This is a genomic window from Stenotrophomonas sp. YJH_SMC_138 (genome assembly GCF_059369855.1).
The window spans coordinates 386,292-410,660 of record NZ_JCAFTB010000001.1 but is presented as its reverse complement, the minus strand read 5'-3'; the positions used below and the strand labels follow the sequence as shown (position 1 = coordinate 410,660).

General features: G+C 67.3%; 20 protein-coding genes. 14 read left to right on the top strand and 6 right to left on the bottom strand.

Annotated elements, in window-relative coordinates:
* Nucleotides 1-14 precede the first annotated feature (14 nt).
* The 3 genes from pyk (at nucleotide 15) to AC5P7I_RS01800 (ending at nucleotide 3,941) form a co-directional block, all read left to right on the top strand.
* On the top strand, nucleotides 15-1,481 hold the full coding sequence (pyk, locus tag AC5P7I_RS01810; RefSeq protein ID WP_014648234.1) for a pyruvate kinase: 1,467 nt from the start codon (nucleotides 15-17) through the stop codon (nucleotides 1,479-1,481).
* Nucleotides 1,482-1,664: 183 nt separating this feature from the next.
* On the top strand, nucleotides 1,665-2,669 hold the full coding sequence (locus tag AC5P7I_RS01805) for a class I fructose-bisphosphate aldolase (RefSeq protein ID WP_014648233.1): 1,005 nt from the start codon (nucleotides 1,665-1,667) through the stop codon (nucleotides 2,667-2,669).
* Between the two features lie 129 nt (nucleotides 2,670-2,798).
* Nucleotides 2,799-3,941 (top strand): ABC transporter substrate-binding protein, encoded by a 1,143-nt coding sequence (locus AC5P7I_RS01800; RefSeq protein WP_075075806.1) that lies wholly within the window; start codon nucleotides 2,799-2,801, stop codon nucleotides 3,939-3,941.
* Between the two features lie 92 nt (nucleotides 3,942-4,033).
* Here AC5P7I_RS01800 and AC5P7I_RS01795 read toward each other — a convergent pair whose 3' ends face one another.
* Nucleotides 4,034-4,633, bottom strand: a complete 600-nt coding sequence (locus AC5P7I_RS01795; protein ID WP_014648231.1) for an O-acetyl-ADP-ribose deacetylase — start codon at nucleotides 4,631-4,633, stop codon at nucleotides 4,034-4,036.
* A gap of 273 nt (nucleotides 4,634-4,906) precedes the next feature.
* Nucleotides 4,907-5,866 carry a cysteine synthase A gene (cysK, locus tag AC5P7I_RS01790; protein WP_046432270.1) on the bottom strand — a complete coding sequence of 320 codons (960 nt, stop codon included), beginning with the start codon at nucleotides 5,864-5,866 and terminating at the stop codon, nucleotides 4,907-4,909.
* Nucleotides 5,867-6,074: 208 nt separating this feature from the next.
* Between cysK and AC5P7I_RS01785 the strand changes: the two genes are divergently transcribed.
* The 10 genes from AC5P7I_RS01785 to AC5P7I_RS01740 all read left to right on the top strand — a co-directional run bounded on the left by AC5P7I_RS01785 (nucleotide 6,075) and on the right by AC5P7I_RS01740 (nucleotide 20,466).
* Nucleotides 6,075-7,058 (top strand): LysR family transcriptional regulator, encoded by a 984-nt coding sequence (locus tag AC5P7I_RS01785; protein ID WP_010481448.1) that lies wholly within the window; start codon nucleotides 6,075-6,077, stop codon nucleotides 7,056-7,058.
* 612 nt (nucleotides 7,059-7,670) lie between these two features.
* Nucleotides 7,671-8,090, top strand: coding sequence for a DUF2946 family protein (locus AC5P7I_RS01780; protein WP_049440427.1), 420 nt, complete (start codon nucleotides 7,671-7,673; stop codon nucleotides 8,088-8,090).
* A gap of 72 nt (nucleotides 8,091-8,162) precedes the next feature.
* Entirely contained in the window at nucleotides 8,163-10,226 is a 2,064-nt protein-coding gene (locus AC5P7I_RS01775; RefSeq protein ID WP_262088097.1) for a TonB-dependent copper receptor, read from the top strand.
* Nucleotides 10,227-10,501: 275 nt separating this feature from the next.
* Nucleotides 10,502-11,608, top strand: coding sequence for an efflux RND transporter periplasmic adaptor subunit (locus AC5P7I_RS01770; protein ID WP_032957171.1), 1,107 nt, complete (start codon nucleotides 10,502-10,504; stop codon nucleotides 11,606-11,608).
* Nucleotides 11,605-14,730 carry an efflux RND transporter permease subunit gene (locus AC5P7I_RS01765; RefSeq protein WP_262088096.1) on the top strand — a complete coding sequence of 1,042 codons (3,126 nt, stop codon included), beginning with the start codon at nucleotides 11,605-11,607 and terminating at the stop codon, nucleotides 14,728-14,730. Before AC5P7I_RS01770 ends, AC5P7I_RS01765 begins: the two co-directional genes overlap by 4 nt.
* Complete coding sequence (locus AC5P7I_RS01760) at nucleotides 14,723-15,325, top strand: GNAT family N-acetyltransferase (protein ID WP_032957174.1); 603 nt, start codon at nucleotides 14,723-14,725, stop codon at nucleotides 15,323-15,325. Before AC5P7I_RS01765 ends, AC5P7I_RS01760 begins: the two co-directional genes overlap by 8 nt.
* Nucleotides 15,326-15,505: 180 nt before the next feature.
* Nucleotides 15,506-17,017 carry an alanine/glycine:cation symporter family protein gene (locus tag AC5P7I_RS01755; protein ID WP_262088095.1) on the top strand — a complete coding sequence of 504 codons (1,512 nt, stop codon included), beginning with the start codon at nucleotides 15,506-15,508 and terminating at the stop codon, nucleotides 17,015-17,017.
* The gene (locus AC5P7I_RS01750; RefSeq protein WP_046432259.1) at nucleotides 17,018-17,851 is read left to right on the top strand and encodes a TrmH family RNA methyltransferase; all 834 of its coding nucleotides are present in this window, start codon (nucleotides 17,018-17,020) and stop codon (nucleotides 17,849-17,851) included.
* A gap of 166 nt (nucleotides 17,852-18,017) precedes the next feature.
* Complete coding sequence (locus tag AC5P7I_RS01745) at nucleotides 18,018-19,004, top strand: hypothetical protein (protein WP_262088094.1); 987 nt, start codon at nucleotides 18,018-18,020, stop codon at nucleotides 19,002-19,004.
* Nucleotides 19,005-19,014: 10 nt separating this feature from the next.
* Nucleotides 19,015-20,466 carry an alanine/glycine:cation symporter family protein gene (locus AC5P7I_RS01740; protein WP_262088093.1) on the top strand — a complete coding sequence of 484 codons (1,452 nt, stop codon included), beginning with the start codon at nucleotides 19,015-19,017 and terminating at the stop codon, nucleotides 20,464-20,466.
* 60 nt (nucleotides 20,467-20,526) lie between these two features.
* Here AC5P7I_RS01740 and AC5P7I_RS01735 read toward each other — a convergent pair whose 3' ends face one another.
* The 4 genes from AC5P7I_RS01735 to AC5P7I_RS01720 form a co-directional block, all read right to left on the bottom strand.
* Complete coding sequence (locus AC5P7I_RS01735) at nucleotides 20,527-21,948, bottom strand: M28 family peptidase (protein WP_075076062.1); 1,422 nt, start codon at nucleotides 21,946-21,948, stop codon at nucleotides 20,527-20,529.
* A gap of 245 nt (nucleotides 21,949-22,193) precedes the next feature.
* The gene (mscL, locus tag AC5P7I_RS01730; RefSeq protein ID WP_005418809.1) at nucleotides 22,194-22,598 is read right to left on the bottom strand and encodes a large-conductance mechanosensitive channel protein MscL; all 405 of its coding nucleotides are present in this window, start codon (nucleotides 22,596-22,598) and stop codon (nucleotides 22,194-22,196) included.
* 54 nt (nucleotides 22,599-22,652) lie between these two features.
* The gene (locus AC5P7I_RS01725; protein ID WP_075076063.1) at nucleotides 22,653-23,369 is read right to left on the bottom strand and encodes a fumarylacetoacetate hydrolase family protein; all 717 of its coding nucleotides are present in this window, start codon (nucleotides 23,367-23,369) and stop codon (nucleotides 22,653-22,655) included.
* A gap of 75 nt (nucleotides 23,370-23,444) precedes the next feature.
* Complete coding sequence (locus tag AC5P7I_RS01720; protein WP_005410817.1) at nucleotides 23,445-23,726, bottom strand: hypothetical protein; 282 nt, start codon at nucleotides 23,724-23,726, stop codon at nucleotides 23,445-23,447.
* 178 nt (nucleotides 23,727-23,904) lie between these two features.
* On the opposite strand from AC5P7I_RS01720, the gene AC5P7I_RS01715 reads away from it, so the two are divergent.
* The gene (locus AC5P7I_RS01715) at nucleotides 23,905-24,240 is read left to right on the top strand and encodes a Rieske (2Fe-2S) protein (protein WP_049440406.1); all 336 of its coding nucleotides are present in this window, start codon (nucleotides 23,905-23,907) and stop codon (nucleotides 24,238-24,240) included.
* The last annotated feature ends 129 nt before the right edge of the window (nucleotides 24,241-24,369 follow it).

The window sequence follows — 24,369 nt, the reverse complement described above, 5'->3', positions numbered from 1 at the left end:
GAGGCCCATCCACCATGTTCGAGCGTCAGCGTCGCACCAAGATCCTTGCCACCCTCGGTCCGGCCACTGATCCGCCGGGCGTGCTGGAGGATCTTTTCCGCGCCGGCGTCAATGTGGTGCGCCTGAACTTCAGCCATGGCGATCCGTCCGGCCAGGCCAAGCGTGCCGCCGAAGTGCGTGCTGCCGCGGCCCGCGTAGGCGTGGAAGTGGGCATCCTGGCCGACCTGCCGGGCCCGAAGATCCGCATCGAGCGCTTCGCCGAAGGCAAGGTGCAGCTGAAGGCGGGTGACCGCTTCGACCTGATCGCCAGCGAGAACGCCGGCCCGGGCAACGCCAGCCAGGTGGGCGTGAGCTACCTCGGCCTGCCGCAGGACGTGGGCCCGGGTGATGTGCTGCTGCTCGACGACGGCCTGATGCAGCTGCAGGTGGTGGAAGTGCAGGGCGAGCGCATCGTCAACACCGTGCTCAACGATGGTGTGTTGTCCGACCGCAAGGGCCTGAACAAGCAGGGCGGCGGCCTGTCGCTGGGTGCCCTGACCGAGCGCGACAAGGAACTGATCGGCATCGTTGCCAAGATCGGCGTGGACTTCATCGCCGTGTCGTTCTGCCGCAACGCGCAGGACATGAACGACGCGCGCGACATCGCCCGCTCGCACGGCTGTGATGCCGCTCTGGTGTCGAAGATCGAGCGCACCGAGGCGATCGAGAACCTGGAAGAAATCGTCGAGGCCAGCGACGTGGTGATGGTTGCCCGTGGCGACCTTGGCGTGGAAATCGGCGATGCCGAGCTGCCGGGCCTGCAGAAGAAGATCATCAAGGCCTCGCTGGCGCAGAACAAGGTGGTGATCACCGCCACGCAGATGCTGCAGTCGATGGTGGAAAGCCCGATCCCGACCCGCGCCGAAGTGCTGGACGTGGCCAACTCGGTCATCGACGGTACCGACGCGGTGATGCTGTCGGCGGAAACCGCCGCCGGTGCCTACCCGGTCAAGGCGGTGGAAGCGATGGCACGCATCTGCCTGGGTGCCGAGCGCCAGTTCCAGACCGAGACCGATTTCAACGCCTCGCCGCGCAACCTGGAACGTGCCGACCAGGCAATTGCCATGGCCACCATGTTCCTGTCGCAGCATGTGGGCGTGCGCGCGATCGTGGCCATGACCGAATCCGGCGGCACCGCGCGTTACCTGTCGCGTTTCCGCGCCAAGGCGCCGGTGTTCGCGGTCACCCGCCATGACGGTGCGCGTCGCCAGATGGCGCTGATGCGCGATGTGTTCCCGATCAACTTCGACAGCCGCGGCCTGACCCCGCGCGAAGCGGCGCGCGGCAGCATCCGCCTGCTGGTCGAATCGGAACTGCTGCAGGCCGGTGACCGCGTTGTGTTCACCAGCGGCGAGCACATGGAAACCCATGGTGCCACCAACACCCTGCGCCTGCTGGAAGTGGGCGAGGATGGCCGCGCCATCGGCCTGGGCGATCTGTAAGCCCTGACGGTCGGGTCGGCGCTGCTGATCTGGGGTCAGAGCCCCTGCGGGGATCTGACCCCATGCCGCAGGACATCCTTTGTCCTGCGTAGACGTGGAAGCGTTTCCATCCTGTCCTCCACGGCGAGGCAACGGGCAGCAGGGCTATACTTACGTTTTTCCCGCACCCGCCACAGGAAATACATGAGCATCGAACAGCTGGCTGAAACCGCCCAGGCCATGGTCGCCCCGGGCAAGGGCATCATCGCGATCGACGAATCCACCGCTACCATCGCCAAGCGTTTCGCCGGCGTCGGTATCGAGAACACCGAGGAGAACCGTCGCGCCTACCGCGAGCTGCTGCTGACCACGCCGAAGCTCAACGAGCACATTTCCGGCGCCATCCTGTACGACGAGACCATCCGCCAGTCGACCAAGGACGGCGTGCCGTTCGCCAAGTACATGGCCGACCACGGCATGATTCCGGGCATCAAGGTGGACAAGGGGGCGCACCCGCTGGCCGGCTGCCCGGGCGAGCTGGTGACCGAAGGCCTCGACGGCCTGCGCGAGCGCCTGCAGGAGTATTACAAGCTGGGCGCGCGCTTCGCCAAGTGGCGTGCGGTCATCAACATCGGCGAGAGCATCCCGTCGGGCACCTGCATCGAGTCCAACGCCCATGCGCTGGCCCGCTATGCAGCGCTGTGCCAGGAATGCGGTCTGGTGCCGATGGTCGAGCCGGAAGTGATCATGGACGGCGACCACGACATCGAAACCTGCTACGAAGTCACCGAAGCCACCCTGCGCTCGCTGTTCGACGCGCTGTACCAGCAGAACGTGCTGCTGGAAGGCACCATCCTGAAGGCCTCGATGGTCATCTCCGGCAAGGACTGTGAAGAGCAGGCCGATGTCGAGGAAGTGGCCGAGTCGACCGTGATGTGCCTGAAGAGCACCGTGCCGGCGATCCTGCCGGGCGTGGTGTTCCTGTCCGGTGGCCAGAGCGACGAGCAGTCCACCGAGCACCTGAACGCGATGAACCAGCTGGGCAACCTGCCGTGGCCGCTGAGCTTCTCCTACGGCCGCGCCATGCAGCAGGCCGCGCTGAAGCTGTGGGCCAAGGACATGAAGGGCAACTACGCTGCTGCCCAGAAGACGGTGTACGAGCGCGCCAAGGACAACGGCCTGGCCGCGCTGGGCAAGTGGAACGGTTGATCCGTCCCATCGCCGGATGAACAAGGCAGCGCCGGCATCACGCCGGCGTTTGCTTTTGCGGGTATCTTTTCCGCCCCCGCGTGCCTGGCCGGTATGCGGGAACCACATGGAAGGCCAAGGAGAAACAACATGCGTTTGGCAGCAATCACACTGGCCGTTGCCACGGTCCTGGTCGCCAGCGGTTGCAACCGCATCGGCGGCGGCGCGGACGCGGGCAAGGCCGCGTCACTCGATTTCGACAAGCCGGTATCCGGCGAGATCACCTCGCGCAGCGGCATCAACTACAACGACGGCAGCCACCACCAGCTCTACCAGATCAAGCTGGAAGACAAGCAGCTGGTCGGGCTGAAGCTGACCGGTTCGCTGAGCGGCTCGATCGCCGTGTTCAACAACGGCAGCCTGGTGGCCAGCAGCAACACCGGCTACGAGCGCGAAGGCGACGTCTCGGTGGCCTTCCGTGCCAACGGTGGCGGCACCTACCAGGTGGCGGTCAACGCCAACGGCTCGACCGACTACGGTCCTTACCGCCTGCGCGCCGAGAAGCTGGTGCCGTACGACGGCAAGCCGCTGGCGGGCAGCGGCGAGATCGTCGACATGCTGGCCGGTGGTTCCCAGGACTACACCCTGCAGGTGGACAAGGCCGGCCTGTACGAGATCCGCCTGGTGTCGGATGTCTTCGATCCGGTGCTGAAGCTGTCGGGCCAGGGCGTGGATGCAGAGAATGACGATGGCGGCGACAGCACCAACTCGCGTCTGACCCTGTCACTGAAGCCGGGCAAGTACACCCTGACCGCGCGCGGCCTCGGCGACGGCGTCAGCGGCATGTTCACCCTGTCGGCCAACCGCATCGAGCTGCCCGGCAATCTGGTCGAGCGCGATGGCACGGCGCTGCCGAAGGCGGGCAGCGTGTACACGATGCTCGACAACGATGGCCGTCGCCGCTTCCTGCTGTCGCTGGACCGCCCGGCCGATGTGCGCCTGGATGCGATTTCCAGCCAGGTTGATACCGTGCTGCGCGTGGTCGGCGGCGATGTCGAGCTGACCGACGACGATGGTGGCAACGGCACCAATTCGCGCCTGGAAGAGACCCTGCCGGCCGGTCATTACACGGTCGACGTGTCCAGCCTGAACAATGGCGCGGGCATGGTGGAAGTGCGCGTGCAGGTGGATGGCGCCAGCGCCGATGGGGCTGCGGCCTCGGCGGCACGCGCCGCAGCCGACGCAGCCGCCGTGGCCGATGACGCCGCCGCGGTGGAAGCTGCCAGCCGTTGAGCGTGACCCACGCCATGCGTGGCTGAGCACAACGGTGCAACGGAAAAGGCCGGGCACTGCCCGGCCTTTTTCTTTACGTCGCGCACCGGGATTCAGTGCGCGGCGGCAAAACCCGCATCGCCCAGGGGCGGCAGCATCGACCCGCGCGGTTCGCTGTCCGCGCTTTGCCCGGCGGCGCTCAACGCCTGCTGGTAGGCCTTGGCCGTAGCGGTATTGAACGCCACCAGCACGATGCGCATCGGTTGCGCATGGCTGCGCTGCCACGCCAGTGTTTCGGTCACTGCGATCTGCGCCGCCTGGTACAGCGGATAGCCATAGACGCCGCAGCTGATCGCCGGGAACGCGATCGACTGCACGCCCAGCGACTCGGCCAGCTGCAGCGACTTCCAGTAGCAGTTGGCAAGCAGCGCCGGTTCGTCGCGCTGGCCGTCATGCCAGACCGGGCCCACCGTGTGCAGTACATGGCGCGCCGGCAGCGCATGGGCGCTGGTAGCGCGTACTTCGCCCGTCGGGCAACGCACGCCCGGGCGCAGCTCCGGCAACTGCGCGCACTCGGCCAGCAATGCGGGGCCGGCCGCGCGATGGATCGCGCCGTCGACACCGCCGCCACCGAGCAGTGTTTCGTTGGCCGCGTTGACGATCGCATCCACCGCCAGGGTCGTGATGTCACCCTGCCAAACCTCGATCTTCATGCGTCCGTCTCCTGCCTGTGAGGTGATCCGCGCAGCATCTGCGCCGGCTGTTCCCACGGTAGGGGACAGGGCATCGATACTGCGTCATGACCGTCTCACGCGCTGCGATCCGACGGCCTTCACGCACGATGGCGGGCGACGCCTTCACGCAGGCTGAAGCAGAACGGGGTCAGATCCTTTCCCGCATGGGAAAGGCTCTGACCCCTGTCGCTGATCCACGCGGGTGGGGTCAGAGCCCTTTCCCTGCGGCAAAGGGATCCGACCCCGGGCGGTTTACGGCAGGCCGGCCAGCCAGTCGTCGTCGGAGCCTTCGTTGACATCGGCGAACAGCGGTGTGGAGAAATAGCGTTCACCAGTGTCCGGCAGCATCGCCAGGATCACCGAGCCGGGTTCGGCGCGGGCAGCCACGTCCAGCGCGCTGGCCACGGTGGCACCGGCAGAGATGCCGACGAAGATGCCTTCCTCGGCGGCCAGGCGGCGCGCGGTGGCGATCGCGCGGTCATCTTCGACCGAGACCAGTTCGTCCACCACATCGCGGTTGAGCACGTCCGGCACGAAGTCCGGGGTCCAACCCTGGATCTTGTGCGGCTTCCAGTCATCGCCCTTGAGCAGGGCGGCGCCGGCCGGCTCGGTGGCGATGATGCGGGTCTGCGGGCGCGCGACCTTCAGCACTTCGCCCACACCAGTGAGCGTGCCGCCGGTGCCCCAGCCGCTGACGAAATAGTCCAGCCGCTTGCCGGCGAAGTCGCGCAGGATTTCCGCGGCGGTGGTGTTGCGGTGATAGGCCGGGTTGGCCGGGTTGGCGAACTGGCTGGCCAGGAACCAGCCGTGCTGTTCGGCCAGTTCGGCTGCCTTGCGCACCATGCCGCTGCCGCGTTCGGCGGCCGGGGTCAGGATCACCTTGGCACCATAGGCACGCATCAGCTTGCGGCGCTCGACCGAGAAGGTCTCGACCATGGTCGCCACGAACTTGTAGCCGCGCGCTGCGGCGACCATCGCCAGTGCCACGCCGGTATTGCCCGAGGTGGCCTCCACGATGGTGTCGCCCGGCTTGAGCAGGCCACGCGCTTCAGCGTCGAGGATGATCGCCAAAGCCAGGCGGTCCTTGACCGAGCCGCCCGGATTGAACGACTCGACCTTGGCGTAAACGCTGACCTGCGGCGGTGCCAGACGCTGCAGCTTGACGATTGGGGTGTTGCCGACGGTGTCGAGGATGGAGTCGTACAGGGCCATGGAAGCGCTCCGGAAACGGGGCCGCGCCGGGCTTCGGCGGGCGAAGGGGGAGGGCTGGCTGTTCAGGCCAGCGGCTGCCGGCTGACCGTAGCGCCGGCATATGACGCCCGGAAATGACCAGATACCTTTCTTAAACAACCTTTGGTTATAAGCTGGTGACGGCAATTGACCCTAGAGTGGACCTCCGCCCCACGCCGCCTGCCTGCCCATGACGCTGACCCAGCTGCGCTACCTGGTTGCCATCGCCGACGCCGAGCTGAACATCACGCTGGCCGCCTCGCGCGTGCATGCCACCCAGCCCGGCTTGTCCAAGCAGCTCAAGCAGCTGGAGGACGAGCTGGGTTTCCTGTTGTTCGTGCGCAAGGGCCGCAGCCTGGAGTCGGTCACCCCGGCCGGGACCGAGGTGATCGCCCGCGCCCGCGCCGTGCTGGCCGAGGCCAACAACATCCGCACCTACGCGGCCAACCAGCGGCGCGAGAGCCAGGGCCAGCTGATCCTGACCACCACCCACACCCAGGCGCGCTTCGTGCTGCCGCCGGCGGTGGCGGCGATCAAGCAGGCTTACCCGCAGGTCAGCGTGCACCTGCAGCAGGCCGGTGAAGCCGACGCGCTGGATCGCTTGAACCAGGGTGACGCGGATATCGCCATCATCAGCACCGCTGGGGGAGAGCCCACCGATGGCATCGCGGTGCCACTGTTCCGCTGGCGACGCCTGGTGGTGGTGCCCAAGGGCCACCCGCTGGACCGCGCCGGGCGTGCACCGGACCTGGCCGCGCTGGCCCGGCAACCATTGATCAGCTACGAATCCTCGACCCGCCCGAATTCGTCGCTGCAGCGTGCGTTTGCCGCCAACGGGCTGGTGCCGGATCTGGCGCTGACCGCGCTGGATGCCGATCTGATCAAGACCTATGTGCGTACCGGCCTGGGCGTGGGCCTGCTGGCCGAAATGGCGGTCAGTTCCAACGACGAAGACCTGAGGTCGTGGCCGGCGCCGGACCCGATCAGCGAGTGCATCGCCTGGGCGGTGCTGCCGCGCGACCGCGTGCTGCGTGATTACGCGCTGGAACTGGTGCATGTGCTGGCACCGCAGATCGATCCGCGCGACCTGCGGCGGGTGCTGGATGGCAACCAGGCGGCCGCGTGGCCGGTGCCACCGACCTGGGAATCACTGACCCAGACCATCACGGTGTGAGGGGGGCGAGCAGGGCTTGCAGCCCTGCACCTGCCGAATCAATGGCAACAGCCGAAGCAACAGCTGGCTTCCGTGGGAGGCGGGGCGGTGTGGGCAGGCAGGACACGCCGTAAACCCATCCCTGGGGGCTCGATGGCGCCATCCATGGCGCCAACGGTCCTGTCTGCCCACACCGCCCCACCTCTGACAGATCTTCGCGGCTGTTGGTAGGTGTCGACCTTGGTCGACACGGTAGATCCACGCCATGCGTGGATGAAAGCTGTCAGATATCGAAATACATCTGGGGTCAGATCCGTTTTCCTTCGGAAAACGGATCTGACCCCAAAGCCGTTCCAACAGACCGCAGGAAACTGTCGAAGGCGGGGTGGGTCCGGTTGCGGGAGTGTCCGCGGCATGGATGCCGCGGCCAAGCCCCCATGGATGGGTTTACGGCGTCTCCCGCAACCGGACCCGCCCCGCCATTCAACAGGAAGCCAGCTTTTGCTTTTGCTGTTGCTTCGGCTCTTGCCGTGGACGTGGCCTCTGCAGGTGCAGGGCGCAGCCCTGCCGATAAACCCCTCCTGCGACGGTTCGTCGCACGGGCAACCCTGGACCCGGCTCTACACTAGCGGGATGACCCGGCTGTCCCGCCCGCAGCGCCTTCTGCTCCAGCTTGCCGTCCTGGCGACGCTGCTGATGGTGCTTGCGCCGCTGGTCAGCCGCGCGCTGAAGGCGCCATCGGTGGGCCACGCTGCGATGGCCGGCATGGACCACGCACACATGCATCATGATGGTGCCGGATTGGGTCAGAGCCCTCTGCATGGGCAGAGGGATCCGGCCCCACCGGCCGATCCCCACGCCATGCACGGCGAAGCCTGCGAATACTGCGTGCTGGCGATGCGCCTGCTGCCGTGGCTGGCCGTGCTGGTGCTGCTGTTGCCGCTGTTGTGGCGGCCGCGGCTGGTGTTCCCCTGGTCGCGGCAGGTGCTGCCCGCGCTGTGCTGGCCGGCGCATGCCGCGCGTGGGCCGCCGCCTTTCTCCATCGTTCGCTGATGTCCCTGTCGAATCTGCCGCACGACGCCTGACCGGGCGCCGTGCGCGCGTGCGTACCTTGGAGCTGTTCCGATGAAAATGACTTCCCGCCCCGCGGGCGCCTGTGCGCGCCTGCCGGTTGCCCTTGGCCTGGCCGTAGCTGCAACGCTCGCCCATGCCGCGCCCGCCGAAGAGGCGCGTACCCTCGACACCCTGGTGGTCACCGCTGCCGCACCGTCCTCGCCACTGCACTGGGTGACCGACCCACGCCTGCCGCGGCAGCCGGTACCCGCCAGTGATGGCGCCGATTACCTGAAGACCGTTCCCGGTTTCTCCGCCATCCGCAACGGCGGCACCAACGGTGACCCGGTGCTGCGCGGCATGTTCGGTTCGCGCCTGAACATCCTCAGCAATGACGGCAACCTGATCGGTGCCTGCCCGTCGCGCATGGACAATCCGCTGTCCTACATCGCGCCGGAAAGCTTCGACCGGCTGACCATCATCAAGGGCCCGCAGAGCGTGCGCTGGGGCGCAGGTGCCTCGGCTGGCACCGTACGCTTCGAGCGCGATACACCGCGTTTCGAAGAGCCGGGCCTGCGTGCCGATGCCAGTGCGCTGGTCGGTTCGCGCAACCGCAACGACCAGGTGCTGGACCTGACCCTGGGCAACCCGACCGGCTATGTGCGCGCCAGTGGCAACCGTTCCGAAGCCGATGACTACAAGGACGGCCACGGCGATGTGGTGCCATCGAAGTGGCGCAAGTGGAACGGTGACGTGGCGATCGGCTGGACGCCGGATGCCGACACGCTGCTGGAAATTTCTGCCGGTGCCGGAGATGCGATCGCACGCTATGCGGGACGCGGCATGGACGGGGCCGCGTTCGAACGCACCAGCTATGCCGCGCGCTTCGAGAAGCGCAACCTGCCGGGTGCGTGGGACACGGTGCAGGCCAACGTGTACTACAACGAGGCCGATCACGTGATGGACAACTATACGCTGCGTGCGCCGAACCCGAACAGCATGATGCCGATGCCGATGGCTTCGAACGTGGATCGCCGTACCCAGGGCGGCCGGGTCAGTTCCGAGTGGCGCTGGCAGGACGTGCAGCTGGTGGCTGGCGTGGACGGCGAAGACAGCCGCCATCGTGGGCGCATGGGCATGGGCCGCGGCACCTATCGCCAGGTGGCGTGGGAGACCGATGCCCACTTCCGCCGCTATGGCGTGTTCACCGAGTTGACCCTCGGCGCCGGCACCGATCAGCGTTGGATCAGCGGCCTGCGCATCGATCGCGCCAGCGTGCGCGACGAGCGGCAGTCGCTCCGCGGAATGATGGGCAACATGCCCAATCCGACTGCGGGCCAGCGTCGCAAGGAATGGCTCGGCAGTGGCTTCCTGCGCTACGAGCAGGACCTGGCCGACGGCCTGACCTGGTACGCCGGCCTCGGCCACAGTGAACGCATGCCCGACTACTGGGAGCTGTTCTCGCCCGACCACGGCCCGGCCGATGCGGTGAACGCGTTTGCCGGCATCCAGCCCGAGCGCACCACCCAGCTCGACGCTGGCCTGCAGTACAAGGGACCGCGCGTGCAGGCCTGGGTCTCGGCGTACGCCGGGCAGATCCAGGACTACATCCTGTTCACCTACCACCGCAGCGGCGCGATGGGGATGAGCCAGGCCAGCAACGTCGATGCGCGCATCGCCGGTGCCGAGGCGGGGCTGGAAGTGAGCGTGGCCGAACAGTGGAAGCTGGGTGGCACGCTGGCCTATGCCTGGGGCGAGAACCGCGACCAGCAGCGTCCGCTGCCGCAGATGCCGCCGCTGGAAGCGCGCCTGAGTGCGAACTGGGAAGGCCAGCGCTGGAGCGCCGGTGCGCTGCTGCGCGCGGTGACCCACCAGCATCGTGTCGCAGATGGCCAGGGCAACGTGGTCGCGCAGGATCTCGGGCCGAGCGCGGGCTTTGCCACCTTCGCGCTCAACGCGGCGTACCGTTTCGGTTCGCAACTGCAGCTCAGCGCAGGCGTCGACAACCTGTTCGACCGCGCCTACAGCGAGCACCTGAACCTGGCCGGCAGCGCCGACTTCGGCTTCCCGGCCGACCTGGTGCGCATCAACGAGCCGGGGCGCAGCGTGTGGATGAAGCTGAACTACCGGTATTGATCCGCCGGGTGTAAAAAAAAACGGGGCCGGATCCCCGCCAGGATCCGTCCCCGCCCGACGCCCTCCGTCGGGCAGCTTCGACTCTACGATGACTGACCCGGTGGTGCACGACGGGATACACCCCGATACACGCCGACACTGCCCATGGCAGCCTTGCACGGAATGGGTTCAAGGCGCTATCGCAGCCCTGGTTCCACGCTGGTAAACGCTTGGCACATACCGCTTTCAGGGGCACTTGCCTACACTCGGCGGCCGTGGATCAATTTGGACCGTTCATGTTGGCTCGTATCGCTTCGACCCTGGCCCTTGGCCTCAGCCTGGCCGTGCTGGCCGGGTGCGCAGGCAAACAGGAGGCCGCCGCGCGTCGGCAGGGAGAAGCGGTGCCGGTCACTGCGCAGGTCGTGCAGTCCCGTCAGTGGAGCGACACCCTGCAGGCGCTTGGCACGGCCAAGGCGCGCGAATCGATCAGCGTGACCGCCAAGGTCAGTGAGATCGTCGAGAAAGTGCATTTCGAAAGCGGCCAGCACATTGCTGCCGGTGCGCCGATCGTGACCCTGCGTGGGCAGGCCCAGGAGGCCGCACTGGTGCAGGCGCAGGCGACCTTCCATGAAGCCGATCAGCTGTACAAGCGCCAGCGCGAGCTGGCCGCCCAGCGGCTGGTGTCCAGCGCCACGCTGGATACGCAGAAGTCGATCCGCGATGCCGCCGAAGCGCGCGTGATGCAGATGCAGGCAGACATCGGTGATCGCCGTGTGCGCGCGCCGTTCGCCGGCGTGCTCGGCATCCGCCAGGTCAGCCCTGGCTCGCTGGTGACCCCGACCACGGTCATCGCCACGCTCGACGATATCGAGCACATGCACATCGATTTCCAGGTGCCTGAAGTGGAACTGGCTGCGCTGGGCGTCGGTGACAAGGTCAGCGCCACCAGCGTGGCCTGGCCGGGCCGCACCTTCGAGGGCGTGGTCAGCACCATCGATGCGCGCATCGACCCGGCCACCCGTGCCGTGACCGTGCGCGCCGACTTTGCCAACGGCGACCATGCGCTGCGTCCTGGCATGCTGCTGGACGTGCGCCTGTTCCGCCCCGAGCGCCCGGCGCTGGTGATTCCGGAAATCGCCGTGGTGCAGGTCGGTCGCGATACCTTCGTGTACCGCATCAAGGCTGACGACAGCGTCGAGCGTGTGGACGTGGTAACTGGCGCGCGCCGTGCCGGCGTGGTCGAGATCAGGCAGGGTCTGGAAGCGGGCCAGCGCATCGTGGTCGATGGCACCGGCAAGCTGCGTCCGGGCCTGAAGGTTGCCGCCAAGGACGCAGCGCCCGCCAGTGGTGCAAAGCCCGCTGAAGACGCTGCGCCGGCCGCGGCCGAGGGCCACGGCGGATGAAGCTGTCCGACATCTCCATCCAGCGGCCGGTGTTCGCCGTGGTGATGAGCCTGTTGCTGCTGGTGCTGGGCGTGATGTCCTTCACCCGCCTGACCCTGCGCGAACTGCCGGCCATCGACCCGCCGATCGTCTCGGTCTCGGTGGACTACACCGGCGCCTCGGCGGCGGTCATTGAAAGCCGCATCACCCAGGTGCTGGAAGATGCGCTGGCCGGCATCGAAGGCATCGATACGATCAACGCGCGCAGCACCAACGGCCGCTCGCAGGTCAGCATCGAGTTCACCTCCAACCGCGATATCGAAGCGGCGGCCAACGACGTGCGCGATGCGGTCAGCCGCGTGGCCGACCGCATGCCGGAAGAGGCGCGGCCACCGGAGATCGCCAAGGTCGAAAGCGATGCCGACCCCATCATCTGGTTCAACATGGTCTCCTCGACCATGGACACGCTGGAGCTGAGCGACTACGCCGACCGTTACGTGGTCGATCGCTTTTCCAGCCTCGATGGCGTGGCCCAGGTCCGCATCGGCGGCCGCCAGCGCTATGCGATGCGGATCTGGCTGGACCGGGACCAGCTGGCCGCACGCGGGCTGACCACCGGCGACGTGGAAACCGCGCTGCGCAACGAGAACGTGGAGCTGCCGGCCGGCCGCATCGAGTCGACCGACCGTGATTTCACCCTGCGCGTGGAGCGCAACTACATCAAGCCCGAAGATTTCGCGACCATCCCGCTGGGCAAGGGCCGCGACGGTTACGTGGTGCGCATGGGCGACGTGGCGAAGATCGAGCTGGCCTCGGCCGAACGCCGCGCGTACTACCGCAGCAACGGCGAACCGGGCATCGGCCTGGGCATCGTCAAGACCTCCACGGCCAACTCGCTGGACGTGGCGCGTACCGCGCGCGCTGAAGCCGAGCGGGTGGCGCTGACCCTGCCCAAGGGCACGCAGATCTTCGTCGCCTTCGACAACACCACCTTCATCGAAGCGGCGGTGGACCGCGTCTACGCCACGCTGGTGGAGGCGATGATCCTGGTGCTGGCGGTGATCTGGCTGTTCCTCGGCAGTTTCCGCGCCGCGTTGATCCCGGCGGTGACGGTGCCGGTCTGCCTGGTCGCGGCGTTCATCGCGCTGTACGCGTTCGATTTCTCGATCAACCTGCTGACCCTGCTGGCGCTGGTGCTGTGCATCGGCCTGGTGGTGGACGATGCGATCGTGGTGGTGGAGAACGTGCAGCGCCGCATCGACCTGGGTGAGCCACCGCTGGTGGCCTCCAAGCGCGGCACCGCGCAGGTCGCCTTCGCGGTGATCGCCACCACCGCCGTGCTGGTGGCAGTGTTCCTGCCGGTCGGCTTCCTGGAAGGCAACACCGGGCGCCTGTTCCGCGAGCTGGCAGTGGCGCTGGCCGCCGCCGTGGCGTTGTCCGCGTTCGTGGCGCTCACACTGACGCCGATGATGGCCTCCAAGCTGCTCAAGCCGCACACCGGGCAGGCGCCACGTGGCCTGCACGGCTTCATCAACCGCAACCTGGAACGCCTCGCGGGTGCCTATGGGCGGGTGCTCGATCACCATGTCGACCGCACCTGGATCTACCTGCTGGTGATGGTGGGCGCGCTGGTCGCCAGCTGGGGCCTGCTCAAGCTGCTGCCCTCGGAACTTGCGCCGGCCGAAGACCGCGGTTCGTTCCAGATCATGATCGACGGCCCGGAAGGTGCCGGCTACGACTACACCGTGCAGCAGGTGCAGCAGGTGGAGGCGCTGCTGGCCCCGCATGTCGGCCCGGACAAGCCGATCGTGCGTGCCAACCCGCGCGTGCCCGGTGGCTTCGGTGCCAGCGAGGAAATGCACACCGGCCGCGTCAGCATCTTCCTGCAGCCGTGGCGCCAGCGCAGCGAGGCCACGCCGGACGTGGCCAACGAACTGCAGAAGGAACTGGACACCATCCGTGGCGTGCGTGTGCGTACCCAGGTCGGTGGCGGCCTGGTGCGCAGCGGCGGGCAGCCGTTCCAGATCGTGCTGGGTGGGCCGGAATACGCGGAGATCGCGCAGTGGCGCGACCGCATCCTGCTGCGCATGGCCGACAACCCCGGCCTGGTCGGCCCCGACTCGGACTACAAGGAAACCCGGCCGCAGATGCGGGTCAACATCGACCGCCAGCGTGCGGCCGATCTCGGCGTGCCGGTCACCGCGATCGGTTCGGCGCTGGAAACCATGATGGGCTCGCGCCGCGTCACCACCTTCGTCGACAACGGCGAGGAGTACGACGTGCTGGTGCAGGCCGGACGTGACGGTCGCGCCAGCCCGGCCGACCTGGCCGCGATCCGCGTGCGCGCCACCTCTGGCGAACTGGTGCCGCTGTCCAACCTGGTCACGTTGAGCGAAGTGGCCGAGGCCGGCACCCTGAACCGCTTCAACCGCCTGCGCTCGATCACCATCAGTGCCGGCCTGGCGCCGGGCTATCCGCTGGGCGAGGCCATTGCCTGGGCGCAGAACGTGGCCCAGGAAGAGCTGCCGCAGTACGCGCAGGTGAACTGGAAGGGTGAATCGCGCGAGTACCAGAGCGCCGGTGGCGCCGTGCTGCTCACTTTCGCCATGGCCCTGCTGGTGGTCTACCTGGTGCTGGCCGCGCAGTTCGAGAGCTTCATCCACCCGCTCACCATCATGCTGACCGTGCCGCTGGGCGTGCTCGGCGCGCTGGTCGGGTTGTGGGTGAGTGGCGGTACGGTGAACCTGTTCAGCCAGATCGGCATCGTGATGCTGGTTGGCCTGGCCGCGAAGAACGGCATCCTCATCGTCGAATTCGCCAACCAGCTGCGCGACGATGGGCGCAGCGTGCGCGAGGCGATCATTGAATCGGCGATGGTGCGCCTGCGCCCGATCCTGATGACCTCGATCGCCACCGTGGTCGGCGCCATTCCGCTGGTGGTGGCCGGTGGTCCCGGTTCGGCCAGCCGTGGCACGATCGGCATCGTGATCATCTTCGGCGTGACCCTCTCGACCTTCCTGTCGCTGTTCGTGGTGCCGGCGTTCTACGCGCGGCTTGCCCCGTACACCCGTTCGCCGGAAGCGGTGAAGCGCGAGCTGGAGAAGCAGGAAGCGGAATCGCCGTCGGTGGGCGGCCATGCCTGACCGGCACACCGACGGGATCGGGTCCCTCGCTGACGGGGTCGGACCCCTTTCCCAAAGGGAAAGGGCTCTGACGCCACTTCGAGGCGACGGCTTCCAGCTGCGCCCCTGGCGCCCGGATGATCTGGAATCGCTGCTGCGCCACGCCAACGATCCCGAGGTGTCGCGCGGCCTGCGCGACCGTTTCCCGTACCCGTACACGCGCACCGATGGCGAGGCCTTTCTCGCCGGCCGCGTGCTGGCCCCCGGAACCCTGAATCTGGCCATCGAGATCGACGGCCAGGCCTGCGGCAGCGTCGCTGCCCAGCAGGGCATGGCCGAGCGTGGGCACACCGCCGAACTGGGCTACTGGCTGGGCCAGGCCTATTGGGGGCAGGGCGTGATGACCCGTGTGGTCGGGCTGTTCGCACCGTGGGTGATGGACGAGCTACGCCTGTTCAGGCTGCAGGCCACGGTCGTCGACTTCAACCTCGGCTCGGCGCGGGTGCTGGAGAAGAACGGCTTCCAGGAGGAGGGCGTGGAGCGCTGCGCGGTCTACAAGCGCGGCGTGCTGCACGACCTTCGCCGTTTCGCCCGGGTACGCACCCAGCTGCCGTGAACACGCGGGCTGGCCGCTGTAGAGCCGAGCCCATGCTCGGCTGCCCTCGGGGGGCCAAGCCGAGCATGGGCTCGGCTCTACAAAACAGCGCTACCGCAGCGGCCTGCGATCAGGGAGAATCGACCGGTCCCTTCCAGCCGACGGGACGTCCTTACAACCCGCCGACTGGAGAGAGCGCGCGTGGAAGCAACCGTACACTTCATCAACAGCATCATCTGGAGCAAGGCACTGATCTTCGTGTGCCTGGGCGCCGGCCTGTTCTTCAGCCTGCGCACGCGCTTCATGCAGATCCGCGGCTTCTTCGAGATGTGCCGCCTCACCGTCAAGGGTGAGAAATCCGACGCCGGCGTGTCCTCGTTCCAGGCCCTGGCCATGTCGATGGCCGGCCGCATGGGCATCGGCAACATCGCCGGCGTGGCTACGGCCATCGCCTTCGGCGGCCCCGGTGCGATCTTCTGGATGTGGGTGATGGGCTTCCTCGGCGCGTCCACGTCGTATGTGGAATGCACCCTGGCGCAGATCTACAAGACCAAGGACGCCGAAGGCCGCTACCGCGGTGGCCCGGCGTACTACATCGAAAAGGCCATGGGCCTGAAGTGGTACGCGCTGGCCTTCGCCATCGCCACGATCATCGCCGCCGGCTTCCTGATGCCGGGCGTACAGGCCAACGCCATTGCCGACAGCATCATCAACGCCTGCCGTGGCACCGCGCTGTGCGGTCCGCTCGATGGCCAGGCCTTCGGCATGGAATCGGTGCAGGCGCTGAAGCTGGGCATCGGCATCGTGGTGGCGCTGCTGCTGGGCGTGGTGATCTTCGGTGGCGTCAAGCGCATCGCCAACTTCGCCGAAGTGGTGGTGCCGTTCATGGCCGCCGGTTTCATCCTGATGGCCATCATCATCATGATCATCAACTACGACCGCGTGCCGGAGATGTTCAACATCATCTTCAGCAGCGCCTTCGGTACCCACGCCGCGTTCGGCGCGATGATGGGCCTGGCGGTAGAGTGGGGCATCAAGCGCGGCATCTATGCCAACGAAGCCGGCCAGGGCTCGGGCCCGCATGCAGCGGCCGCCTCGGAAGTCTCGCACCCGGCCAAGCAGGGCTACGTGCAGGCCTTCGCGATCTACTTCGACACCATGATGGTGTGCACCGCCACCGCGTTCCTGATCCTGGCCAGTGGTACCTACAACGTGTATTCGGCGGCAGGCGCCGGCGCCCCGCCGATCTTCCAGGGCCTGGCCGGCATTCCCGAAGGTGCGGGCTACGCCCAGGCCGGCGTGGAAGCGGTGCTGCCGGGCTGGGGTTCGGCGTTCGTGTCGATCGCCATCTTCTTCTTCGCCTTCACCACCATCATGGCGTACTACTACATGGCCGAGACCAACCTCAGCTATGTGAACCACAACAGGAAGCGCCCGCTGACCGTGCTGGTGCTGCGCCTGGGCATCATCGGCATGGTGGTGTTCGGCGCGTTCCATAATGCGACCCTGGCCTGGGCGCTGGGTGACATCGGCGTCGGCCTGATGGCCTGGCTGAACATCATTGCCATCCTCATCATCCAGAAGCCGGCGATGCTGGCCCTGCGTGACTACGAACGACAGAAGAAGCTGGGCCTGGATCCGGTGTTCGACCCTGATGCCCTGGGCATCAAGAACGCCGATTTCTGGCGCCAGCGCAAGCAGGAGAGTGTGTAAGTGAACAACCCCTGGAACAACCGCCGCCCGTCCGCCCGTCCGCCGCGCGCAACGCCGTTGCCGCGCCCGGAGGTGCCGGCCACGGGCGGTGGTGGGCGCGGTGGCAGCGACGAGCTGCGCCTGTACGGCCTGAATGCCGTGCTGGCCGCGTTCGAAGCGCGGCCACAGGCGCTGCGCAAGCTGTACCTGCTGGAGGCGCGCATTCCGCGCCTGCAGCCGCTGCTGAAGTGGTGCGTGGCCAACCGCGTGGGGTATCGCGTGGTTGAAGACGGCGATCTGAACAAGCTTGCCGGCACCACCCACCACGAAGGCGTGGTGGCCGATGTGCTGCGCGCACCGGCGCTGCCGCTGGCGCAGTGGCTGGAGCAGGTCGGCGACGGCCCGGCGCTGGCGCTGTGGCTTGATGGCGTGGGCAACCCGCACAACCTCGGTGCGATCCTGCGCTCGGCCGCACACTTCGGCGCCAAGGCGCTGCTGCTGCCGGCCGGCAGCACGCTGGCGCTGTCCGGTGCCGCCGCGCGCGTGGCCGAGGGCGGTGCAGAAGCGGTGCCGCTGGTGCAGCTGCCGGAGACCGCCCAGGCGATGACGCAGCTGCGTGCGGCCGGCTTCGGCCTGGCGGCGACCCTGGTGGAGGGCGGTGACGACGTGTTCCGCACCTCGCTGCCGGCCCGCCTGGTGTATGTGATGGGCGCCGAAGGCGAGGGCATGGACCGCAGCCTGGCGGGAGCGTGCGACCAGCAGGTCTCGATTCCCGGCAGCGGCGCGGTGGAGAGCCTGAACGTGGCCTCGGCCACGGCGGTACTGCTGGCGCAGTGGGCGAGTCGCCGCGGCTGATCCGGTATCCCGGGTCGGATCCCTCGCCGCAGGCGAGGGCTCTGACCCCTTCCAGGGTCCGTAATTGCGTCAAGCGCGCATGATGTTTTGAAAGTTTCCTTATTGGTCAGCCGCTTCCGGCAACGCAGGGTGGAACTCCATCCCACGTTGTCCAGAAGAGGCTGCCATGCATCACCCACGCTGTATCCTCATCGCATTGCTGGTCCTGACCAGCGTCCTTGCCAACGGCCGTGCCGCAGCCAGCGAACGCAGCCTGGACGGCGTCAACTTCACCGGGCCGCTGATCACCCCCAACCCGGCTGGCCTGCCGCAGGGCAACTGGTACATCGAACCCTATCTGGTGCGGATCGACAGCCGCGATCATTACGACGATGGCGGCCATCGCCGCCGCAGTGGGCAACGCAGCGGCGCATGGGCAACGGTGGTACCGATCATCTACGGCTTCAGCGACCGGGTGATGGGGCAGGTCAATCTCAGTGCATCGCGTGCTGAACAGGGCGGCGCGCGCAGCAGTGGTTTCCGTGCCGGTGACACCACCGCGCGCCTGCAGTACCTGTTGCAGGCGCCCAATGCCGATGGCACGCGTCCGGCCATCTCGGTCGCGCTGGTGCAGCGCTTCAGCACCGGCAGCCATGACCGCATCACCGGCAATCCGCTCGATGCGCAGGGCGACGGTGTGCAGCGCACCACTGCCGCATTGGGCGTGCAGCAGGTGGTCTGGCTGGGTAACGACCGCCCGCTGCGCTGGCGTGCCCAGCTTGGCGCCGGGCCTGCGCCGTCGCGGACGGCGATCTCCGGGGCCAGCGTCTACGGCACCGACGACAGCTTCCAGGGGCACATCTCCCGGGGGTCGGTGCTGGGCCTGTCGGTCGGCGCCGAGTACAGCTTCAATCCGCGCTGGGTGGGCGTGATGGAAGTGGCCGCCAGCCGCGAGACCGGCCAGCGCCTGAGGGGTTTCGCGCGCAACGCCAGCGGTGGTTTCGAACGCATCGACGAGCATCGCCCGGCCAGCCGCAGCGTCACTCTGGCGCCGGCCGTGGAGTACCACTTCAGCCCGTCACTGGGCCTGATCGCCGGCGTCGAGTTCAGCGTGGCCGGCCGCAACACCGGCCGCATCATCAGCCCCCAGGTCGCCCTGGGCATGTTCTTCTGAGGGGCCGCCGATGAACATCGAATCCATCGTCAACGCGATCCTTGGCGTCGTCTGGAGCCCCTACCTGGTGGTGCTGTGCCTGCTCACCGGCCTGTACTTCAGCGTCCGCACGCGCTTCATCCAGCTGCGTGCATTGCCGGACATGCTGCGCCTGATGTTCCGCCATGAGCGCTCCGATGCCGGCGTGTCGCCGTTCCAGGCGTTGTCCCTTTCGCTGTCCAGCCGCGTGGGCGTGGGCAACATCGCCGGCGTCGCCATGGCCATCGCCTTCGGCGGGCCCGGCGCGATCTTCTGGATGTGGATCGTCGCCTTCCTCGGCGCCTCGAGCGCCTTCATCGAGTCCACGCTCGCGCAGATCTACAAGGAGCGCGACGGCAAAGGACAATACCGGGGTGGCCCGGCGTACTACATCGAAAAGGGCCTCGGCCAACGTTGGTATGCAGTGCTGTTCGCATTGGTGACGGTGCTGGCGGGCGCGATGCTGGCCGGCACGCAGTCCAATGCGATCACCAGTGCGGTGAACGAAGCCTGGGACGTGCCGGTGATGACCACCACGGCGGTTCTGCTGGTGGTGCTGGGTGCCATCCTCATCGGCGGTGTGCGGCGCATTGCGCGCGTGGCCGAATGGGTGGTGCCGCTGATGGCCGTGGCCTACCTGCTGGTCGCGGCGCTGGTGATGGTGCTCAACGCGGACAGGGTGCCGGAGGTGATCATGCTGGTGCTGCGCAGTGCATTCGGCGTGGATGCGGCGTTCGGCGCGATGATCGGCACCGCCATCCAGTGGGGCGTGCGCCGTGGCGTGCTGTCCAACGAGGCCGGCATGGGCAGTGGTGCGCATCCGGCCGCCGCCGCGGAAGTCTCGCATCCGGTCAAGCAGGGCCTGGTGCAGTCGTTCTCGGTCTACATCGACACAATGGTGGTGTGCAGTGCGACCGCCTTCCTGATCCTGTCCACCGGCCTGTACAACGTCTACGACCCGGCGGTGAACAGTATTCCGGATGAGGCGCGCCTGCTGCTGGGCAATCTGCCGGGTATCGAAGCCGGGCCACGCTTCGTGCAGCACGCGGTGGAATCGACGCTGCCGGGCTTCGGCCGTTCGTTCGTGGCGCTGGCGATCCTGCCGTTTGCGTTCACCACCATCCTGGCGCTGTATTACATGGCCGAGACCAACGTCAGCTATCTGTGCCGTGATCGGCCGACGCCCTGGGTGATGGGCGGCTTCCAGCTGCTGTTCCTGGCGGCAACCGGCTACTCGGCGGTGAACAGTGCCACAGTGGCCTGGTCGCTGGGCGACATCGGCGTCGGCCTGATGAGCTGGCTGAACATCATCGCTATCCTGCTGTTGCAAAGGCCTGCCCTGGCCGCACTGCGCGATTACGAGGCGCAGAAGCGCAAGCAGCGTGATCCGCTGTTCAAGCCGCAGACGATCGGGGTAAGCAACACCCGGGTCTGGGAGAGCTAATACGATCAGGGGTCAGATCCCTCGCCAAGGGCGAGGGCTCTGACCCCCTGTGTCACCGCATCACTCGTTCGGCGGCGTGGTCGCCTTGGCCTCGCTGCCAAAGCTGCCGTCGGCTTCCGCCGCCAGGTACGCGAACACGGTATACGCGGCCACGTTCTGCGCCAGCGCCTTCGGGTCGATCTTGTCCAGCGTGTCGTCGGCGGTGTGGTGCAGGTGGAAGTAGTCCGAGCCATCCTGCGCCAGCCACGCCCACGCACCGCCCTTGGCGGCCAGCGGGCCGACGTCGGGGCCCGGGCCACCCTTGTCGGCCTGGTACTCGATGCCCAGCGGCTTCATTACTTCGGCAATCTGCTTCGTCGCTTCACGTGAGCCTTCCGGATTCGGTGAACCAGTATTGAAGGCATAGATGCGGCCTGCGCCGAAGTCGCTCTCGGCGGCCAGCTGGTGCAGGGCCACGTCCTTGGCGTGTGCCTCGGCATAGGCCTTGCCGCCGTAGAGGCCCTGTTCCTCGTTGGCGAAGGCGATCACGCGGATGGTGCGCTTCGGTGCCTGCTTGAGCTGGCCGATCAGGTGGCCGGCGGCCATCGTGATGCCCACGCCCGCGCCGTCATCCACGGCGCCGGTGCCCAGGTCCCACGAATCCAGGTGACCACCGATCACCACCACTTCCTTCGGCAGGCTGCGGCCGGAGATCTCGCCGATCACGTTGTACGAGGTGGCGGTGCCGTCCCAGCCGCAATCCAGTGCCACCTTCACTGTGGTGCTGCCACGCGCCAGCAGGCGGGCCAGCTGGTCGGCATCGGGCACCGACAGCGCGGCCGACGGCACCGGGGTCAGGCCGTCATCGAAACGGGTGATGCCGGTGTGCGGCACGCGGTGCGAGTCGGTACCGGCCGAGCGCATCAGGAAGCCGACCGCGCCCTTGCGGATGGCTTCGGATGGGCCCTTGCTGCGGATCGCACCGCCGCGGCCGTAATCGCGGCCATCGCGGAAGGGCAGCATCTGGTAATCGACGAAGGCGATCTTGCCCTTCAGCGAACCTGCCGGTGCGGCCTGCAGCGCGGCCAGGTCGGCGAAGCGCACCACCTCGGCTTCCACGGTGCCACCCGGGCTGCCGCCCAGTGCGGTGATCTGCAGCGGCTGCGGGTTCCTGCCGGTCACGGCGGCGTGTTCGCTGCGGCGCTCCCATTTCGGGAACGTCACCGGCTCCTTCCAGACCTTGTCGAAGCCCAGGGCCTTGAACTTGGCTTCGGCCCAGGCAACGGCGCGGGCATCGGCTTCGCTGCCGGCGATGCGCGGACCAATCTCGGTGGTGAGCGACTCGACCACCTTCCAGCCGGTGTCATCGGCCAGCGCCTGGTCGCGCAGCTGCGCGGCGGTCGCCAGCGAGGCGGGGGGCAGGGTGGTGGTGCGCGGTGCCGCGAAGGCCGGGGCGGCCAACAGGGCGAGGGAGGATGCGATGGCAAGGACGCGGCGACGCATGGACAACTCCGGGAAGGGACCTAAGCCTTGGAGCTTAACAGTCGTTCAGCCCGGCGCATGGGCGGGAGGTCATGGCTGGCGCGGATGCTGTTTTCCGCCAGATGCAGCAAAGCGAAAGCCCCGCCGGAGCGGGGCTTTCGCCTGCTTCTGTAGAGCCGAGCCCATGCTCGGCTGCCTTTTGCAGATCAGCCGAGCGTGGGCTCGGCTCTACAGGTGGGAGGGGCGCCCATAGGCGCCCGGTATCCTTACTTCTTCAGGCTGTCGCGGATCTCGCGCAGCAGCACCACTTCTTCGGCCGGCGCCGCCGGTGCCGCTTCCTTCTTGCGCGACAGGCGGTTGATCGCCTTGACCACGATGAAGATCGCGAAAGCCACGATCACGAACTGGATGACGGTGTTGATGAAGTCGCCGTAGCCAACCACCACCGCCGGGATCTCCTTGCCATCCGGTCCGAGCCGGGCTGGCGACAGCGTCCAGGCCAGGCTGGAGAAGTCCACGCGGCCGATCAGGTAGCCCAGCGGCGGCATGATGATCTTCTCGACCAGTGCGGTCACGATCTTGCCGAAGGCCGCGCCGATCACCACGCCGACGGCGAGGTCGATGACGTTGCCGCGCATCGCGAATTCCTTGAACTCGGTGAGCATTCCCATTGTTGTTTTTCTCCGGTGGGGAAGTGGACAGCGCGCAGGGTAGCGCAGGTGATGTCAGCCGGCGATCACGCCGTGGCGCTCGGCCACGTTTTCCAGGCGCGCGCTGAAGCGGTCGCCGGGCTTGAGCGCGGCCACGCCGGACGGCGTGCCCATGAACACCAGGTCGCCGGCACGCAGCTGCCACAGCTTGGACAGCTCATGCAGGATCTCCGGCACGTTCCAGATCATCTGGTCGAGCAGAGCCTGCTGACGCACCTCGCCGTTGACCTCCAGCGACAGGTTCAGCGCGGCCAGGTCGGCGACTTCCTCGGCGTGGACGATTTCGCTGATCGGCGCGGAGGCATCGAAGCCCTTGGCCGCGTCCCACGGGTGGCCCTTGTCCTTGGCGGCGGCCTGCAGGTCGCGGCGGGTCAGGTCCAGGCCGACGGCATAGCCGTAGACCAGTGCGTCGGCATCGGCCACCGCCAGCTCGCCGACGGGCGCATCGCGGCCGATCGCCACCACCAGCTCCACTTCGTGGTGCAGGTTGGCGGTCGCTGGCGGGTAGGGGATTGCATCGTCGTGGCCGACCACGATCGCATCGGCCGGCTTGCTGAAGAACATCGGGCGGCCACGGTCATCGGCCGCCGGCACTGCCGCACCCATTTCGCGGGCGTGGTCGGCAAAGTTGCGGCCGACGCAGTAGATGCGGTGCACGGGGAAACTGCCACCACCGGCTACCGGCACACGCGGCAGGGCTACGGCAGGGATCACATCGGAGACATCGGACATGCGGGCATCCAGGAAGGGCGTGCCCGCAGTCTAGAACGCATGGCGCCCGCCGTCAGCGGGCGCGCAGGAGGTGGATCAGCGCGAGGCCGGCAACACCGGCTTGCGTACCACGCGGTACTCGCCTTCGACCACGGTCGGGTCGACCGGGCGGGCAACACCCGGCTTGCGCGAGGCCAGCAGCTTCCACGCCAGGCCGACCAGGATCATCGCCGCACCGACGAACACACCGATGAACACCATCGCGGCCAGGATCGCCAGGCCAAGCAGGCCCACGGCAACGCGCACCAGCGGGTGGCGCGGCTTGCGCGGCGCGAACAGGGTGCGGAACTGGTTGAAGGCGGATGCGCGATTGAACATGGCGGCTCGATAGGCTGGGATCAGCGAAACCAGAGTATCGGGACGCGCCACTGTCATTGAGTGAAAAACTCGTTAAATATAGCCTGTGCTTATTACGGATCAATGACTTGTGTTCATGTCGCAGCCAGTCACCTGAGTGGGCATGCGACAATGCGGGTTTACCGTACGAGCCTTCGCCATGACTGCCGCTGCTGCCCTGATCGCCCTGGATGCCATTGCCGATGGCGCGTTTGCCGAGGTCGAAGCGGTGGTCGATGGCGATGCCGAATCGCTGGTGCTGTACCGCGATGGCGCGCAGGTGCGCGCATTCCTGAACATCTGCCCGCATGCCGGCCGCCGCCTGGACTGGGCGCCGGGGCAGTTCCTGAAGAGCCGCGAGGGCCACCTGGTGTGCGCCGCGCATGGCGCGTCGTTCGCGCTGGACAGTGGCGACTGCATCGCCGGCCCGTGCAAGGGCGACCGCCTGCGCGCGGTGCCGATGGACGTGCGCGACGGGCAGGTCTACCTGGCCTGAGGCCGGCTAGAGGGCGGATCCGTTTTCCGGAGGAAAACGGCTCTGACCCCATCACGCCAGGAGCAGTCGAGCATGGCTCGACGCTACAAAAGCCGTGTCGACCAAGGTCGACACCTACCAAAGCGATGC